We start from the raw sequence: 14,413 nt of genomic DNA on the forward strand, positions 1-14,413 counted from the left end.
CAATGCCTGAATGTAATACTGAAAACGAAATGATGTTGAATCTGAGAATCTCAGTATGAGAATATCAGGCGGTTGAAAATAAGAACCTGGGCTGTCCGGACGCGAGGACAAAATTAGTAGTCGGTCCGGACTGCCTCTTTAATTATTAAAAAAGCTTGAACCTCATGCCGCCCTTTCTGAGAAGGCGAGGTTTCCGCTGATTTTCTTTATCTTCACTTTGACCACGTCGCCTTTTCCGGCACCGGGCACGAAGACAGTGTATTTATCGATTTTTGCTATCCCGTCGCCTTTGGACCCAACGGCATCTATCCGGAGTTCGTAGGTTCCGCCTTCTTCGATAGCATCCCTGACAACCACGTTGCTTACCTTTCTCTTTTTGACAGGTCTGTGAGCCCCGCAAGCAGAACATTTCAGGATAAGCACTCTGTCTACCCTGACAAGCTGGGTATCAGGGCGTTCGCATTCCGAACACATAACGTATTCGTCAACATATGCCTGAATATTATCTGTAATCTGAGCTCTCGTAAACCTGCCCTGGAAGACTGCACGTGTGCCTTCTATCTTCCCTGCAGTCCCCAGTTCCCTGGTGAGGTATTTCATCAGGTGGTCAGGGTCCCGGTTAAGGGTGTCTGCAATATTTCCGAAGTTATCCAGAATTGTGGTTTTGCCTTCGGAAAAGAGTTTGGGTTCAGGGATTACGAATCGAGCGTCAGTAGTCTCTGTGTCCGGCATCTTTGACATTGCACGGTTCAAAAGCTCTTCGTAATCATACATTCTTTAGACTCCCTTGTAATTTTACGGCTCCTTTCCGCTTACTGTACGAGTTCTGCGCCTTCATCGATAACGATTCTGACGGGTGTAGGCAGCTTCTGTCCTGCGTGCCAGAGAGCTTTCTTTGCAGCCGGGAAGTTCTGCTTCTCAACAGCTACTGTAAAGAGCTTCTGCATCGAGTCTACTCTTGCTGCGGTACCGACGTTCTTTCCAAAAGCCCTGCGCATCCCACTGGATACACGGTCAGCACCAGCGCCTGTTGCCTGCTTGTTTTCCCTGAGTACTTCGTGGGGGTAAACACGGAGCTTCATGTAAAAGCCCATCTTTCCTGCGTCTGCAACAAGGTGCCTGTTTGCTGTAATACGGGCTGCTTCAAGTGCAACATGCCTGATCTGGCATTTCTCCTCTGCAACCAGAGAAATTTTTACAGGGAAGGTTGTGTTTGCTTTGTCCCCCATATCATAGTGAATGACCTGGCTTCCGGGGACACCGCCCATGTATTTTCTTCTGGTAAATGAGCGCTGCCTCACGTTTCTGTACATACTTCCTGGCTTTCGTACCATTAATCTGATTCTCCTGAAAAGTGATGATTTTGATAAAACCTTGCGTGGAAGCTTTTTCCACTTATTTTCCACTTATAACCATTTATAAACGTTTGCCTCAAGTTCGTAAAAAACTGTCTTGCAAACCATTGAGTATGGAGATATGTGCATATAGAGATACCTGCCTGTATTTACATTTATCTGTAAACCTGCCCGTGCAGGTTCTGGCAGGAAACTTCTGCATCGCCCGGTTCTCCGATAGGGAATTTCATACCTGAAATTTTACAATCCCTTAAATTTTATATATCCCGGGCTTAGGTGACTTACTCCCTACTACTTAGTGGTTTATAAGTTTTATTGATGTTTCCGGGTATTTTTCAAGGAATCCCGCAAGAAGCCCAAAACAGCCTGAAAGCATCATACTTCCGAAAGGTGCGGCAAAGTGCAGTTTCTTTGAGATTTCCTGCCTTATTTCCGGGGATGAAAGCTTTTCAAGCATCTCCCTTTTGGGACCTGTAACCATTATCGAGCGAACCTGTCCAAACCCGGGGACTTCCTTTATATATGCACCGTGCCCTCCGTCCTCAAAAACTTCATCAAAATCAAGTTTCCCGTCAGCAAGCCTGATAATGTAGTCCTGAAGCTTTTCCGGGTCCATGCTGGAACTGTGGTGCTCGAAAACAGCCGTTATCCTGTTCTCATCCACAAGTGCCCCCAGAGTATGCCCGTTCCCTATATTTACCACAATAGAGGGCTGGACTGCTGCCGGATCGGTAAGGGCCCCAAATACCGCTGCTGGTCCTGTGTCCATAAAAACTGCCCGCGTATTAATGTCTGCGGTTGCTTTAAGAAGCGAATCTGCCTGAGCTTTCATTCGGGTAAACGGCTCCGGGATCTCATCGGGCCGGTACACAAAGTTTTCGAGTTTTCCTCCCTCCTCAATCAGTTCCTTTAAAAGCTCAAACCTGTAGACCCTGTTGCTCTTATCCGGAGCGTTCCCGTGGTCCTGCACTGCCACAGCATAGTTTTCCGGCATCCTGACCTCAAAATTCGAAAGTGCACATGAAACCGCATACAGGTCAAAGTCCTGCATTACAATTTTCAGAGCCTCTCCCGAATCTGCAAGTCTTTTTGCCTCTTCTTCCGTAACAATCTGGACTCCGAAAGCTTTCACCCTCTCAAGATTATCGTGGATGGTCAGAGCAGCCGCTTCGGTAGCATATGCGGGAAGCCCTGCTTTCAGGTGTTTGCGGACCGCCCATGCCGAAGGTCCCCCTCCCATTATGGTTCCGGTAAGCACAAGCGCCTTTCCTGCTTTCGTTACTCTATGAATTCTTTCCGCAACCACCTGTGTGGGAGCAGGCATTACCATTATAAGGCTGTTTTCTACCTCTTTTCCAGAATCAAAGAGCAGGATGTCCTGCGTACCTGTCCCTACGTCAGCCGCAATTATACGCATAACCGGGGATTGGACTGATAGATTATTAAAATATGGGCAGGCAAGTAATTTTACTGGTCAGAATATACAGAGGAAAAGTAAGCATTAAAATGTAAGAATTAGTAAGAGTAAACATTGGAAAGAGTAAGAATTAGAATGAATAAAATTACACGAAAACTGTAATATAAATATAATATCGTAGGAACTTAACAGAAAACTCAGAGGAAGAGAATAATCTTAATATATCGGAGAGTGCCGTTTTCATGAAAGAATCTACACCCGAAATTCACAAAAAAGATGCCAAAAAATCTTTTTCTTTCGCTTTAATCACAATTTCGACTTCAAGGTACGAGAAGTACGGAAATCCGGCTTCTCCTGATGATGCAGAAGATCTTTCGGGAAAAGTTATGAAAGAACTTATTGAGGCGGCAGGAAACAGAGTCTCTTTCTACAGGCTTGTCCCTGACGAAAAAGATTCACTTCTGGCTTCTTTTTTTGCCGCTCTTGACAGTCCTGCTGACATTGTTATAACAAGCGGAGGCACGGGACTTGCTCCGAAAGACCTTACAATCGAGTCCATAGACCCTCTTTTTGAAAAAGAAATCCCTGGTTTCGGGGAACTTTTCAGGTACAAAAGCCTTGAAGAAATTGGCACTTCCGTAATCCTTACAAGGGCGTCAGCAGGTGTGATTAAAGGAAAAGCTGTATTCTGCCTGCCGGGGTCGCCAAATGCTGTGAAGCTTGCCCTTTCTAAAATTATCATTCCCGAAGCCGGGCATATTGTCAGGCATGTTAGAGAATAAAACTGATAAGTGAAGATGATAGGATTTTGTAAAGAAATGAGCTTGAAAAAATAGCGATCTAAATACTGACTGCGAAATCTCAAAAATCATTTCTCTTCATTTTTTCATTCATCTCTGAAACAAGCCTGCTATAATTACTTTTTATTTCTATTGTAGTGGGATGACTTTGTCCCAACTTTTTTTCGGCTATTTCCGGTGCTCTTCGATAAAGCGGGAGTGCTTTTTCATAAGCTTCGATGAACTCTTTCCTGTCAACGAACGGGCATTCTACTTTTTCATCAAAATTTGTAGGACAAACTGACACTCAAATCCTCGACACTCAGTTCTTGGTCAGCTTAAAGTTCTGACCTATTGAAGTATTTTCAACTTGTCCTATATTACACTGCTGAAATCTTCCAATTTCAAAAATCAGACAAAAGAGACCCACCAATAATAAGCCGGAACTTTTCCGGAATATCTATTGTAGAATCAATGGAGCTTTAAAACAGCTTCCCCCTATCATTTTTAATATATCTTACTTCTTTATCCAATTATATGATAATTCTTCATGCAGGAAGAGTTGGAAAACAGTTCTTCTTATGGGGTGAAAGCCCGGCCGAAAATGAAACTCCGGTTGTTCGGCGCGGGAGAAAGCCTAAAAATCCTATTGTAAAGCCTTATCCTTATGATTCCGGCGTTGAAAACCTGTCTTCTGCCCTTGAGTTGCTGCTGGGCAGTGGTGGTCGTAATAAGGCGGAGAAAATCAACGTCTGGACCCCAACTATCGGAGGGAATCCTGTCCCTTCCAGTCTTCTTGTTGCTGAAATTCCTGATTCGAAAGCAGAACCTGTACTGTCTCCCTGTACTGTTCACGCATATCCTCTGGAAGCTGAAGAAGCTATTGTTCTCCTCTGCACCTGTATGGAAAAAAAGGTTCTGGCTCCCGGTATCATCGCGGGAAATGACCTTCTCTGGTGGGCAGATGCCCTGAAATTTGCAGGCTCGCTGATAGCAGGGCAGAAATATTTACCTGGCGTCAGGGGCGGAGAAGGAGAGTACAGGGCTTTCTGGGAACCCGTATTTTCCGGAGAAGATGCGGAAGAGCTGGCAAAACTTGCAAAGCAAATGCCTCCTGCTGCAAGGGCTCTTGCTCCTGAAGCCTCTTCCATGCCGCCGGAAATGCCTGCTGCTTTAGCGGCAAAGCAGTTTATTGAAGACTCTCTCGATTGGATAGTCCGGTCCGAGATCGGGGAAAAAAAGCTTGCAAAAGAGACACGCAAAAGAAAATCCTTTGATAGCATTCATGATGCCTGGGTTTCCGCTCTTAAAAGCCCTGACGGGCTGATCTATGGAGACGAAAAAGAACTCCTGCAGCTTTCTGTCCGGACCCGTGAATGGCAGCGCCCCCTTACCATCCTTACCACTTCTCCTTTCAGGTTCTGTTTCCGTCTTGAAGAACCGGCTTTAGAAGAAGAGATCGAAGAAACCGAAGAAACTGAAGCCGGGAAAAGAGATACTATGAAAGGCAAAGGGATAGCTGACATAGAAGTTCCCGAAGGGCTCTGGTACGTCCGCTACATGCTTCAGTCATACGAAGACCCGAGCCTTCTGATCCCTGTAAAAGAATCCTGGAAGCCAAAAAAAGGCAGCCCGTTGAAAAAATACGATGTGAAAAACATTCGCCAATTCCTGTTATCTTCCCTTGGACAGGCTTCCAGTATAAGTGCAGGAATTGCTTCCAGTCTTGAAGCCTCCACCCCTTCCGGATATTCGCTTGATACGAAAGAGGCTTACCGCTTCCTGACTGAAAGTGCAGCGAATTTAAGTCAGGCCGGTTTCGGGGTACTTCTCCCTGGCTGGTGGACCCGTAAAGGTACAAAGACACACTTAAAAGCCCAGGCTAATGTTAAGGGCAAGAAGAAGTTACAGGCCGGAAACGGGCTTACACTTGACGAAATCGTCAGCTTTGACTGGGAAATCGCCCTTGGAGACAGGGTACTGACAGTCAGAGAACTGCAGGCTCTTGCAAAGCTTAAAGCTCCGCTTGTGAAATTCCGCGGGCAGTGGGTTGAGGTAAACGATGCGGAAATCAGGGCTGCCCTTGAGTTCTGGAAGAAAAATCCCAACGGCGAAGCAAGTCTGCGTGAAGTTCTAAAACTGGCAGTGGGAGTTTCCGAAAAAGCCGATGGTGTGAACGTTGAAGGGCTCAATGCAGCCGGATGGATTGGAGAATTAATCAGCCGCTTAAAAGACAAAACCGGGTTTGAAGAACTTCCTGCTCCCAACGGTTTTTCAGGCACCCTTCGGCCGTATCAGTTCAGAGGTTACTCCTGGCTGGCTTTTCTGAGGCAGTGGGGTATAGGAGCCTGCCTTGCAGACGATATGGGGCTTGGTAAAACCGTCCAGACTCTTGCTCTTATTCAGCACGACCTGGAACAGGCTAAAGAGAAAGCTGAAGAAAAGATTGAAGAACCGGCTGAAGAAAAGATTGAAGAAAAAGTTGACGGACGTAAGGCCCCAAAACCTGTTCTTCTGGTCTGTCCTACCTCTGTTATCAACAACTGGAAAAAAGAGGCTTCCCGCTTTACGCCAGAACTTTCGGTAATGGTCCACCACGGGACCAGCCGGAAAAAGGAAGAGGAATTCAAGAAGGAAGCCATGAGTCATGCTATTGTTATCTCAAGCTATGGCCTTGTGCAGCGGGATCTTAAATTTTTAAAAGGGGTTCATTGGGCAGGAGTTGTACTTGACGAAGCCCAGAACATCAAAAACCCGGAAACCAAACAGGCAAAGGCAGCCAGGGCTCTTGAATCCGATTACCGCTTAGCTCTTACAGGGACTCCGGTTGAAAATAACGTGGGAGACCTCTGGTCCATAATGGAGTTTTTAAACCCCGGCTTCCTCGGAAGTCAGGCGGGTTTCAAGCGGAATTTCTTTATCCCCATTCAGGCAGAAAGGGATCAGGAGGCTGCAAGGAGGCTGAAAGAAATTACAGGTCCCTTCATCCTTCGCCGTTTGAAGACTGACACTTCGATTATCTCCGACCTGCCGGAAAAAATGGAGATGAAGACCTATTGTACGCTGACAAAAGAACAGGCCTCCCTCTATGCTGCAGTCCTTGAAGACATCAGAGAAGCGATTGAAGGAGCCGAAGAAGGCATCCAGAGAAAAGGTATAATCCTGTCTGCCCTTTCCAGGCTCAAGCAGGTCTGCAACCACCCTGCGCAGTTTTTGAAGGACAACTCCACTATCCCCGGCAGGTCCGGAAAACTCGCAAGGCTTACCGAAATGCTGGATGTAGTCCTGGAAAACGGGGAAAAAGCCCTTGTTTTTACCCAGTTTGCGGAGATGGGCAAAATGGTGAAAGAACACCTGCAGGCAAGCTTTGGCTGTGAAGTCCTTTTCCTGCACGGCGGGGTCCCCAGGAAGCAGAGAGACCGGATGCTTGAGAGGTTCCAGGAAGGAAAAGAATACCTCCCTATTTTTGTCCTCTCCCTTAAAGCCGGCGGCACGGGGCTTAACCTCACAGGGGCAAACCACGTTTTCCACTTTGACCGCTGGTGGAACCCGGCTGTTGAAAACCAGGCTACGGACAGGGCATTCCGTATAGGCCAGACGAAAAACGTTGAGGTCCATAAATTCATCTGCGCAGGTACGCTTGAAGAAAAAATCGATGAGATTATCGAACGCAAAGTGCAGGTCGCAGAGAACGTTGTTGGGACAGGTGAAGACTGGCTGACAGAGCTTTCCAACGATGAACTGAAGGATATTCTTGCTCTTAGAGAAGAAGCGGTAGGTGAATAAAATGGCAGCTTACTGGGACGGCTATGGTTATTATGAGCCCATAAAACCAATTGAGGTCAAAGGAGGCATCAAGGCAAAGTCCAAACGTGGAAGTTTTGTCCAGAGCTGGTGGGCAAAACGCTGGATAAAAACCCTTGAAAGCTTTAATTTGGGAGCCAGGTTAAGCCGTGGAAAAAGTTATGCCCGTAAAGGTCAGGTAATCTCTATAAAAATAGAGACAGGGCTTGTAAGGGCTAAAGTCCAGGGTTCAGACCCCAGACCCTATTCGGTAACGATCAAAGTTCGGACCCTTACAGGTTCCGAATGGGATCTCCTTGCAGAAAAACTTGCTCTGAAACCTATCTTTGCGGCAAAGCTCCTCGCAGGTGAGATGCCGGAAGACATCGACTCCGCATTTAAGGAAATAGGCCTCTCCCTCTTCCCTGAAACACTCGACGATCTTGAAACAGACTGCTCCTGCCCTGACTGGTCAAACCCCTGCAAGCACATTGCAGCCGTCTACTACCTGCTCGGGGAAGAATTCGATAGGGATCCCTTCCTTATTTTTAAGCTAAGGGGCGTGGACATGGATGATTTTATGTCCATTCTCGGAAAGGGATTTGTTCCGGAAACTGCGGATCGGGTAGCAGAAGCGGAGGCTCTTATAGAAAGGACTGATGATAAAACCGGAACAGTACTCGAAGCTGAAATCTCTCCTGTTTCTCCTGAACCTCTGCCCCTTAACCCTGAAGCTTTCTGGGGAAGGTTCCCTGAAAGTACTGGAGAGGAAAAAAGCCCCTCCTTTGAGGCTCATATCCCTCAGGTTCAAGCCTCCCTTCCAAAAAGGCTTGGAAAATTCCCTTTCTGGCGTGGCGAAGAAGATTTGCTTGAAGTGCTGGAGGAAATCTACAAAGAAGCTTCACCTGCAGGGATGATGGTTTTCCTTGGAGAACGTAAATGAATGCCTTTGCATATTTTTCTTCAAGATAAATAAAATTTTTTGCCTTTTATTGGAGGCAAATCAGTAGCTGACGTAGATATGATTTGCAATTTCCCTGTCCACGGCATACCTGGTCTGATCTACCTCAAAAAGATACGACGGGGAACGCCTGAGCAGGGTGACAGGCATTCCGGGCAGGCTGCCCATTGATATTAGTTTCTGTAAAATCCCGTTGTTTTTTGTATCCGGATGGGAGATCTTTCCTTTTTTCCTGGGCTCCATTGCGGAAAGTGTGACAGTTTTTAGAGAGGCATTCAGGCATTCTGGTTTTTTCGATATCATTTAAAGAGACTCCTCATAATCTGTGTTACCTTTGCTTCTTTTACAAGTTCGTACCCGCAGGAAGGGCAGCACTGCCTGTTGCAGTTGTGCAGTCTTCCACAGCCGGTGAATTTCGATTCATCTGCTTTTTCAAATTCGCTTCCGCAGAGGGGGCAATTCATAGTTTCACCCTCAGAGCTGTCATCAGGGTATTTACGATAAAGCCTGCAAGGAGGACAGAGGGGAAAATGAACCCCGAGATTGCAAGTGCCATTTTAAATCCTCTCTCCTTTACTGTCATCATAAACTAGGCAATGCAGGGCATAAAGAGGGTCAGGGTAATTGCTGCAACCACAAGTTGTACACCTGTCAGTAAGCCGGCGTCATGCATTCCGTAGAGCCCTGCTGCCCCGAAGTCCCTCCTGAAGAAGCCGAAGAGGAAAACACAGCAGTCTGGGAAGGCAGCCCGATCCATACTGTAGGTTATTCCATAATTTTCAGGGCAAAGGCAAAGATCCCGGTCAGCCTGTCTATCCATATCAGCATGCTTGCCAGCACAAAGAGGGGCAGGACTTCAAGGAAGTACCGTAGGTCTTAACGGCTATGTTTGAAAGCTTTGGAACCCTGAGCGGAGGCATTTCAAGTATGAAGGTAGGGGCTTCTCCCGGCAGAACACTGGCAGCCAGGTATCCTAAATATAAGCTCAAGCACTATTATGCCCGCCCAGGTGACCAGTCCTCCAGGGGTTTTTAGACAAATTCAGTAAAAACAGAGTCATTTAAAAACGGCTTATCTAAAAATTTTCATTTAAGGGATTTGCCTGAAAACTTCATACTCAGAAGTATCAAAAATAGCTTTAATTTGAGGTTCATGATAAATTAAGCAGGATACTCGTGACTTTAGAGCTTTAATTTGAGGTTCTGACAGCAGGCTCAAAAAACCCTTATTTTTCTTCATTTTTAATTTCCCTGCTCATATCCCTGAAGTATTCGAACAGCTCTTTTCCCCATTCTATTGCTCCTGCTTCAAAACTGATTATATACTGCCTGTCAAACCTTCCACTTTCGTTAAACAGCCCCATAAGCATTATTTTATCGGAAGATACAACAACTGCAGGGATTTCCACTTCCTTTTCGTCCAGAATAAAGAGACCTGTATTCTCCATTTTGAGGAGTTCCTTTTCTTCTTTTTTGAAATCCTCTTCGAGCCTGGCGTATACGGATTCACTCAGGACAAGGGAAATTTCAGTGCCTCTTCTGGCAAGATCAAGGAAGAAGGAAGGGAATTGAGGATGAAAATAGGAGAAAAACATAAGGATATGATTTGAGTTAGAGACATTTTTCACAAATTCAGGGTTAAGGTCAAAAGTATGGCTCAGGTCAGGTTCTATAAGGCGGTAATTCCCAAGTTCACTGATCCGTTTAATAAGATGAGGGGGAATAGGAGTGAGTTTCCTGTCTGTCCAGAACTCTTCCTGTTTTTCAAAAACTTCCAGAGTATCTAGAAGAGGCTGCATCTTCTCTATAATGATCTCTCCTATCAGGCTGAGGCGATAGACTCCTTCTTCGTGAATTACCAGGTTCTGTTCTTTAAGCTTTTTTATCTGGGGAAGAAGAGCTGTTCTTGGAACCTTAAGCCTGTCAAGGATCTCCTGGGTATTCTTCGGTCCCTCTCTCAGGAGCATGAGAAAAGCCTTTCTTTTCTCTGAAAACAGGATCAAATCAAGCAAGTTTGGGTTCATTTATTATCGCCGCCCGGAAATAGAAGAGAGGTTTTTTTCCGGTTTTGGTTCTCTATAGCGTTAATGAATACCAGATTGATGATAAAGATGTCGAAATTATTTGAAATACTCATCCAGTTTCGGTATATATTTACTCAGGAAGCTGCAACAAATATGTAAACCACGCAATTAACAGTAATACTGGAAGAAGACTGTAATCTGAAATAGGCTCACCGGGAAACTTTGATATAGTTGCTGGTGAGAATGGGTGGAATTATCCCAGGGTAAACTGGCTTTAAGTAAATATGAATTCCATCTTTAAAGTAAATGAATTTCATTTTTAAAAGAAATGAATTTCTTTAGATAAAAAAGAATTATTTCATTGACGCTGTACATATCTCATCACACTGGTGGTGTGAGCTTTTTATAACTGGCAGGCGAGTTTAATCACTGGTTATGGAGGAAGGGCAATGGAGAAAGAAAAATTATACCGGCTGAAATCCGAAGCAAACAAAATAAGTCCTATTCTTAACATTGGAAAGAATGGGGTCACCGACACCCTGATTGAAGAACTGAACAAACAGATAAAAGCCAACAGGCTCGTAAAGGTCAAAGTACTCAAAAGCGCAGAAGAAGGAAAAGACCTGAAAACTATCGCAGATGAGCTTGCCGAAGCAACAAGGTCCACGCTTATTGATGTACGCGGCAGGACAGTTGTGCTGTACAGGTAAGATTCCGGGGAACAGCCTTACTTAAAGGCAGAACCTTACTCCTTTAGCTTTCCCCTGAATCTCGTTTTTCCGGCTCTTTAGAAAGGGACGTGTTCCGGAGGCAGAGGACACACTCTTATTTTTTGTAATGAAGAATAAGGTTTTTGTATAGAAGTACCTCTAATAGTTAAGGTTCGTTATTGTGAACCTGTTTAAATATCAATTATTATATGGCATTATTATATATTTCCCCAGTATTATGTAAGCTTATATTGAAAAACAACTAACTGTAAAAGTTTATTCGTATATAAATCCGCCTGATCTCATTATTATGAGATTGATTTCATACCGCTGTACCTGAAAAATTAACGGATAAACTCGATTAAAAATCATCATATAGCACTAAAATGCCTGAAACCCCTGAATCGGTTGCGCTGGGAATCTTCTGCTTTCTTTTTGTTTCGAAATACAGCGGGGCAGATCACACCCACCATCCGGAGAGATTACTATGCTTGAAGATGAGTACCAACTTGACTTTTTCAAAAACAACGGTTTTGTCCGGAAGCAGTGCCAGAAGTGTGGCACATTCTTCTGGACACGTGACCCTGAAAGAAATACGTGTGGAGATGCGCCCTGCGACCCTTATTCCTTCATAGGAAGCCCTGTATTTTCCAGGGAATTCAATATCTCAGAGATGCGCGAATATTACCTTTCATTCTTTGAAGCTAGAGGGCATACAAGAATAAACCGCTATCCTGTGGTTGCCCGCTGGAGAGACGACATATACCTTACCATAGCTTCGATTGCAGACTTCCAGCCCTTCGTAACTTCAGGACAGGTGCCGCCTCCAGCAAACCCCCTGACAATTTCCCAGCCCTGTATCCGGTTAAATGACCTTGACTCCGTGGGCAGAAGCGGACGCCACCTGACAAACTTTGAAATGATGGCTCATCATGCTTTTAACAGAAGAGACAACGAAATTTACTGGAAAGAGCACACTCTGGAACTCTGTGATGAGCTCTTAAACTCTCTCAAGGTAAACCCTCTTGCAGTAACCTATAAAGAAGAGCCCTGGGCAGGAGGAGGCAATGCAGGACCTTGCGTGGAAGTCATTGTTCACGGGCTTGAACTTGCAACCCTTGTCTTCATGGACCTGAAGACAGACAAAAAGGGAGATATCGAGATTAAAGGCGAGACCTACTCGAAGATGGACAACTATATTGTGGATACAGGGTATGGCCTTGAGCGTTTTGTCTGGGCTTCCAGAGGTTCCCCTACAATTTATGATGCCCTTTTCCCGGGAATAGTAAACGAACTCATGGGGCTTGCAGGAATAGAACATGAACTGAACGACTCAGAATACGCAAATATCCTGGCACAGAATGCCCGTCTCGCAGGGTTTATGGATGTCAGTGAAAAGGCAAACCTGATGGAACTCAGAAAAAAGGTTGCCTCCAGCATAGGGATGACAGTGGATAAACTCTCGGCTATTATGGAGCCCGTGGAAAAAGTCTATGCAATCACCGATCACACCCGCTGCCTTACCTTCATGCTCGGAGACGGAATCATCCCCTCCAATGTTAAAGCAGGATATCTTGCACGCCTTGTCCTGAGAAGGACTCTGCGCATGATGAAAGACCTCGATATCAGGATTCCACTCTCCGAAATTGTGGACATGCACATAAAGAACATGCCAGAGTACCCAGAGTTCAGGGAAAATTTCCCTGTAATTCAGGACATCCTGGAGTCAGAAGAGGAGAAGTTCAATACAACCATGGAAAGGGGCCGCAGGATCATCCAGAAGTCGGCATCCCATTTCAAGAAGACAGGCGAAAAAATCCCTCTGTCTCAGTTAACCGAACTTTACGATTCGCACGGAATTCCCCCGGAGATGGCAAAAGAAGTTGCAGCTGAAATAGGGGTAGGCGTTGAGTTCCCTGACAATTTCTATTCGATTATAGGCGAGCTTCACAACAAAGCTGAAGAAAAGGAAGAAGAAGTAATCCCTTATGCAGAGAGGCTAAAGCACCTTCCAAAGACCAAGCGCCGCTTCTATGACGAGCCCACCCGCCTTGAATTTGAAGCAGTTGTCCTTGATGTATTTGACAACCATGTCGTACTGGACAACACTTTCTTCTATGCGGAAGGAGGAGGGCAGCCTGCAGATATCGGAACCATAGTTGCCGAAGATACTGTTTACCGGGTTGTGGATGTTCAGGTCTATGAAGGTGTAATCCTTCATACAATTGAGAATCCGGGAAAGGAACTCGCTATAACTAAAGGCGAGCTTATTACCGGCAAGGTAGATGAAAAACGCAGAATGACCCTTGCAAGGCACCACACAGCAACCCATATTGTAAATGATGCAGCCAGAAAGGTTCTCGGAAAACACATCTGGCAGGCTGGTGCCCAGAAATTCGAGGACCATTCGAGGCTTGACCTCTCTCATTATAAACATATCTCCCCTGAAGAAATCAGGCAGATCGAGCTTCTGGCTAACCGCATGGTCATGGAAAACAAACGTGTGGTTACTGAATGGATGCCCAGAACTGAGGCTGAACAGGTCTATGGTTTCGGGCTTTATCAGGGTGGAGTGCCTCCAGGAGAGAAGATCAGGATTGTAAAGGTCGGAGACGATGTCGAAGCCTGCGGTGGGACTCACTGTACAAGCACCGGCATTATCGGGCCTATTAAAATCCTGAAGACTGAAAGGATTCAGGACGGTGTGGAAAGGATTGAGTTCGCAGCCGGAACAGCAGCGGTGCGTGCTATGCAGAAACTAGAGTCTCTCCTTGTTGACTCTTCAAAGACCCTGAGCGTACCCCCGGAACACCTTCCGGTAAGTGTTGACCGTTTCTTCGGGGAATGGAAAGACCTCAAGAAAGAAAATGAAAGGCTCAAAGAAGAGCTTGCCCGTTCCAGAGTTTACCGGATGCTTGGGGATGCTTCCGAGGTTTCAGGTCTGAAGGTTATCACCGAACAGGTCTCAGGGGCGGATTCCCTTGAACTCCAGAAGATAGCTACCGAACTCCTCAAGACCGAAAACGTGGTCGCCCTTCTCGCAAGCGATTTTGAAGGAGTAAAAATCGTGGCATCTGCAGGAGAAAAAGCCATGAAATGCGGTGTTAATGCCGGTAACCTTGTCCGCGAGATGTCAAAGATTGTCGGCGGAGGCGGAGGAGGAAAGCCTGCCCTTGCAATGGGCGGCGGAACCGATCCCACAAGGATTCAGGACGCTCTTACCAGAGGTCTTGAGCTTGTGAAAACAGCAGCCTGCAAAGAAGCCTGAGAGCCTGACAGGCCATTAATTGTCAGGCCTATCTACATATGAGTACATCAGTTAAATAAGGCTCAATTAAGATCTTTTGAGCCTGAAATTAAAAAAGGGTACCGGGTTTTAAGGCCC

At 45.8% G+C, this 14,413-nt stretch carries 14 protein-coding genes; 5 read left to right on the forward strand and 9 right to left on the reverse strand.

Annotated features, from left to right (window positions below):
• Positions 1-162: 162 nt before the first annotated feature.
• The 3 genes from M886_RS04770 to M886_RS04780 all read right to left on the reverse strand — a co-directional run bounded on the left by M886_RS04770 (position 163) and on the right by M886_RS04780 (position 2,772).
• Positions 163-774 carry a translation initiation factor IF-2 subunit beta gene (locus M886_RS04770; RefSeq protein ID WP_048050746.1) on the reverse strand — a complete coding sequence of 204 codons (612 nt, stop codon included), beginning with the start codon at positions 772-774 and terminating at the stop codon, positions 163-165.
• Between the two features lie 38 nt (positions 775-812).
• Positions 813-1,334 (reverse strand): 50S ribosomal protein L16, encoded by a 522-nt coding sequence (locus M886_RS04775; RefSeq protein WP_048050747.1) that lies wholly within the window; start codon positions 1,332-1,334, stop codon positions 813-815.
• Between the two features lie 316 nt (positions 1,335-1,650).
• Positions 1,651-2,772: a DUF1786 domain-containing protein gene (locus M886_RS04780; protein ID WP_048050748.1), complete on the reverse strand. Its 1,122-nt coding sequence runs from the start codon at positions 2,770-2,772 to the stop codon at positions 1,651-1,653.
• 242 nt (positions 2,773-3,014) lie between these two features.
• Between M886_RS04780 and M886_RS04785 the strand changes: the two genes are divergently transcribed.
• Positions 3,015-3,554: a MogA/MoaB family molybdenum cofactor biosynthesis protein gene (locus M886_RS04785; protein WP_048050749.1), complete on the forward strand. Its 540-nt coding sequence runs from the start codon at positions 3,015-3,017 to the stop codon at positions 3,552-3,554.
• A 79-nt stretch (positions 3,555-3,633) separates the two neighbouring features.
• Here the strand turns inward: M886_RS04785 and M886_RS04790 are convergent, their stop codons facing one another.
• Positions 3,634-3,858 (reverse strand): tetratricopeptide repeat protein, encoded by a 225-nt coding sequence (locus M886_RS04790; protein ID WP_048050750.1) that lies wholly within the window; start codon positions 3,856-3,858, stop codon positions 3,634-3,636.
• Between the two features lie 230 nt (positions 3,859-4,088).
• Between M886_RS04790 and M886_RS04795 the strand changes: the two genes are divergently transcribed.
• On the forward strand, positions 4,089-7,337 hold the full coding sequence (locus M886_RS04795; protein WP_048050751.1) for a DEAD/DEAH box helicase: 3,249 nt from the start codon (positions 4,089-4,091) through the stop codon (positions 7,335-7,337).
• A gap of 1 nt (position 7,338) precedes the next feature.
• Positions 7,339-8,277, forward strand: a complete 939-nt coding sequence (locus M886_RS04800) for an SWIM zinc finger family protein (protein WP_048050752.1) — start codon at positions 7,339-7,341, stop codon at positions 8,275-8,277.
• A gap of 60 nt (positions 8,278-8,337) precedes the next feature.
• Here M886_RS04800 and M886_RS04805 read toward each other — a convergent pair whose 3' ends face one another.
• From M886_RS04805 to M886_RS04815, 5 genes are all read right to left on the reverse strand, one after another.
• Entirely contained in the window at positions 8,338-8,598 is a 261-nt protein-coding gene (locus tag M886_RS04805) for a FeoA family protein (protein ID WP_048050753.1), read from the reverse strand.
• Positions 8,595-8,759: a hypothetical protein gene (locus tag M886_RS18835; protein ID WP_164477245.1), complete on the reverse strand. Its 165-nt coding sequence runs from the start codon at positions 8,757-8,759 to the stop codon at positions 8,595-8,597. Before M886_RS18835 ends, M886_RS04805 begins: the two co-directional genes overlap by 4 nt.
• Before the next feature lie 125 nt (positions 8,760-8,884).
• Positions 8,885-9,115 (reverse strand): hypothetical protein, encoded by a 231-nt coding sequence (locus M886_RS17670; RefSeq protein WP_084685044.1) that lies wholly within the window; start codon positions 9,113-9,115, stop codon positions 8,885-8,887.
• A 1-nt stretch (position 9,116) separates the two neighbouring features.
• Positions 9,117-9,284 carry a hypothetical protein gene (locus tag M886_RS17675; RefSeq protein ID WP_080925801.1) on the reverse strand — a complete coding sequence of 56 codons (168 nt, stop codon included), beginning with the start codon at positions 9,282-9,284 and terminating at the stop codon, positions 9,117-9,119.
• 236 nt (positions 9,285-9,520) lie between these two features.
• A complete protein-coding gene (locus tag M886_RS04815) occupies positions 9,521-10,318 on the reverse strand; it encodes a helix-turn-helix transcriptional regulator (protein WP_011033430.1) in 798 nt (265 codons plus the stop codon).
• 449 nt (positions 10,319-10,767) lie between these two features.
• On the opposite strand from M886_RS04815, the gene M886_RS04820 reads away from it, so the two are divergent.
• Complete coding sequence (locus tag M886_RS04820) at positions 10,768-11,028, forward strand: YhbY family RNA-binding protein (RefSeq protein WP_011033431.1); 261 nt, start codon at positions 10,768-10,770, stop codon at positions 11,026-11,028.
• A 487-nt stretch (positions 11,029-11,515) separates the two neighbouring features.
• Positions 11,516-14,296 carry an alanine--tRNA ligase gene (gene alaS / locus M886_RS04825; protein ID WP_048050755.1) on the forward strand — a complete coding sequence of 927 codons (2,781 nt, stop codon included), beginning with the start codon at positions 11,516-11,518 and terminating at the stop codon, positions 14,294-14,296.
• Positions 14,297-14,413: the final 117 nt, after the last annotated feature.

Source organism: Methanosarcina soligelidi (assembly GCF_000744315.1).
In the GTDB taxonomy this organism is placed as follows: domain Archaea; phylum Halobacteriota; class Methanosarcinia; order Methanosarcinales; family Methanosarcinaceae; genus Methanosarcina; species Methanosarcina mazei.

What these genes read in the sequence shown, in the direction of transcription:
- M886_RS04770 (WP_048050746.1), bottom strand. Translation starts at nt 774, where the DNA reads ATGTATGATTACGAAGAGCTTTTGAACCGTGCAATGTCAAAGATGCCG.
- M886_RS18835 (WP_164477245.1), bottom strand. Translation starts at nt 8,759, where the DNA reads ATGAATTGCCCCCTCTGCGGAAGCGAATTTGAAAAAGCAGATGAATCG.
- M886_RS04800 (WP_048050752.1), top strand. Translation starts at nt 7,339, where the DNA reads ATGGCAGCTTACTGGGACGGCTATGGTTATTATGAGCCCATAAAACCA.
- M886_RS04795 (WP_048050751.1), top strand. Translation starts at nt 4,089, where the DNA reads ATGATAATTCTTCATGCAGGAAGAGTTGGAAAACAGTTCTTCTTATGG.
- M886_RS04775 (WP_048050747.1), bottom strand. Translation starts at nt 1,334, where the DNA reads ATGGTACGAAAGCCAGGAAGTATGTACAGAAACGTGAGGCAGCGCTCA.
- M886_RS04785 (WP_048050749.1), top strand. Translation starts at nt 3,015, where the DNA reads ATGAAAGAATCTACACCCGAAATTCACAAAAAAGATGCCAAAAAATCT.
- M886_RS04780 (WP_048050748.1), bottom strand. Translation starts at nt 2,772, where the DNA reads ATGCGTATAATTGCGGCTGACGTAGGGACAGGTACGCAGGACATCCTG.
- M886_RS17670 (WP_084685044.1), bottom strand. Translation starts at nt 9,115, where the DNA reads ATGGATAGACAGGCTGACCGGGATCTTTGCCTTTGCCCTGAAAATTAT.
- alaS (WP_048050755.1), top strand. Translation starts at nt 11,516, where the DNA reads ATGCTTGAAGATGAGTACCAACTTGACTTTTTCAAAAACAACGGTTTT.
- M886_RS04815 (WP_011033430.1), bottom strand. Translation starts at nt 10,318, where the DNA reads ATGAACCCAAACTTGCTTGATTTGATCCTGTTTTCAGAGAAAAGAAAG.
- M886_RS04820 (WP_011033431.1), top strand. Translation starts at nt 10,768, where the DNA reads ATGGAGAAAGAAAAATTATACCGGCTGAAATCCGAAGCAAACAAAATA.
- M886_RS04805 (WP_048050753.1), bottom strand. Translation starts at nt 8,598, where the DNA reads ATGATATCGAAAAAACCAGAATGCCTGAATGCCTCTCTAAAAACTGTC.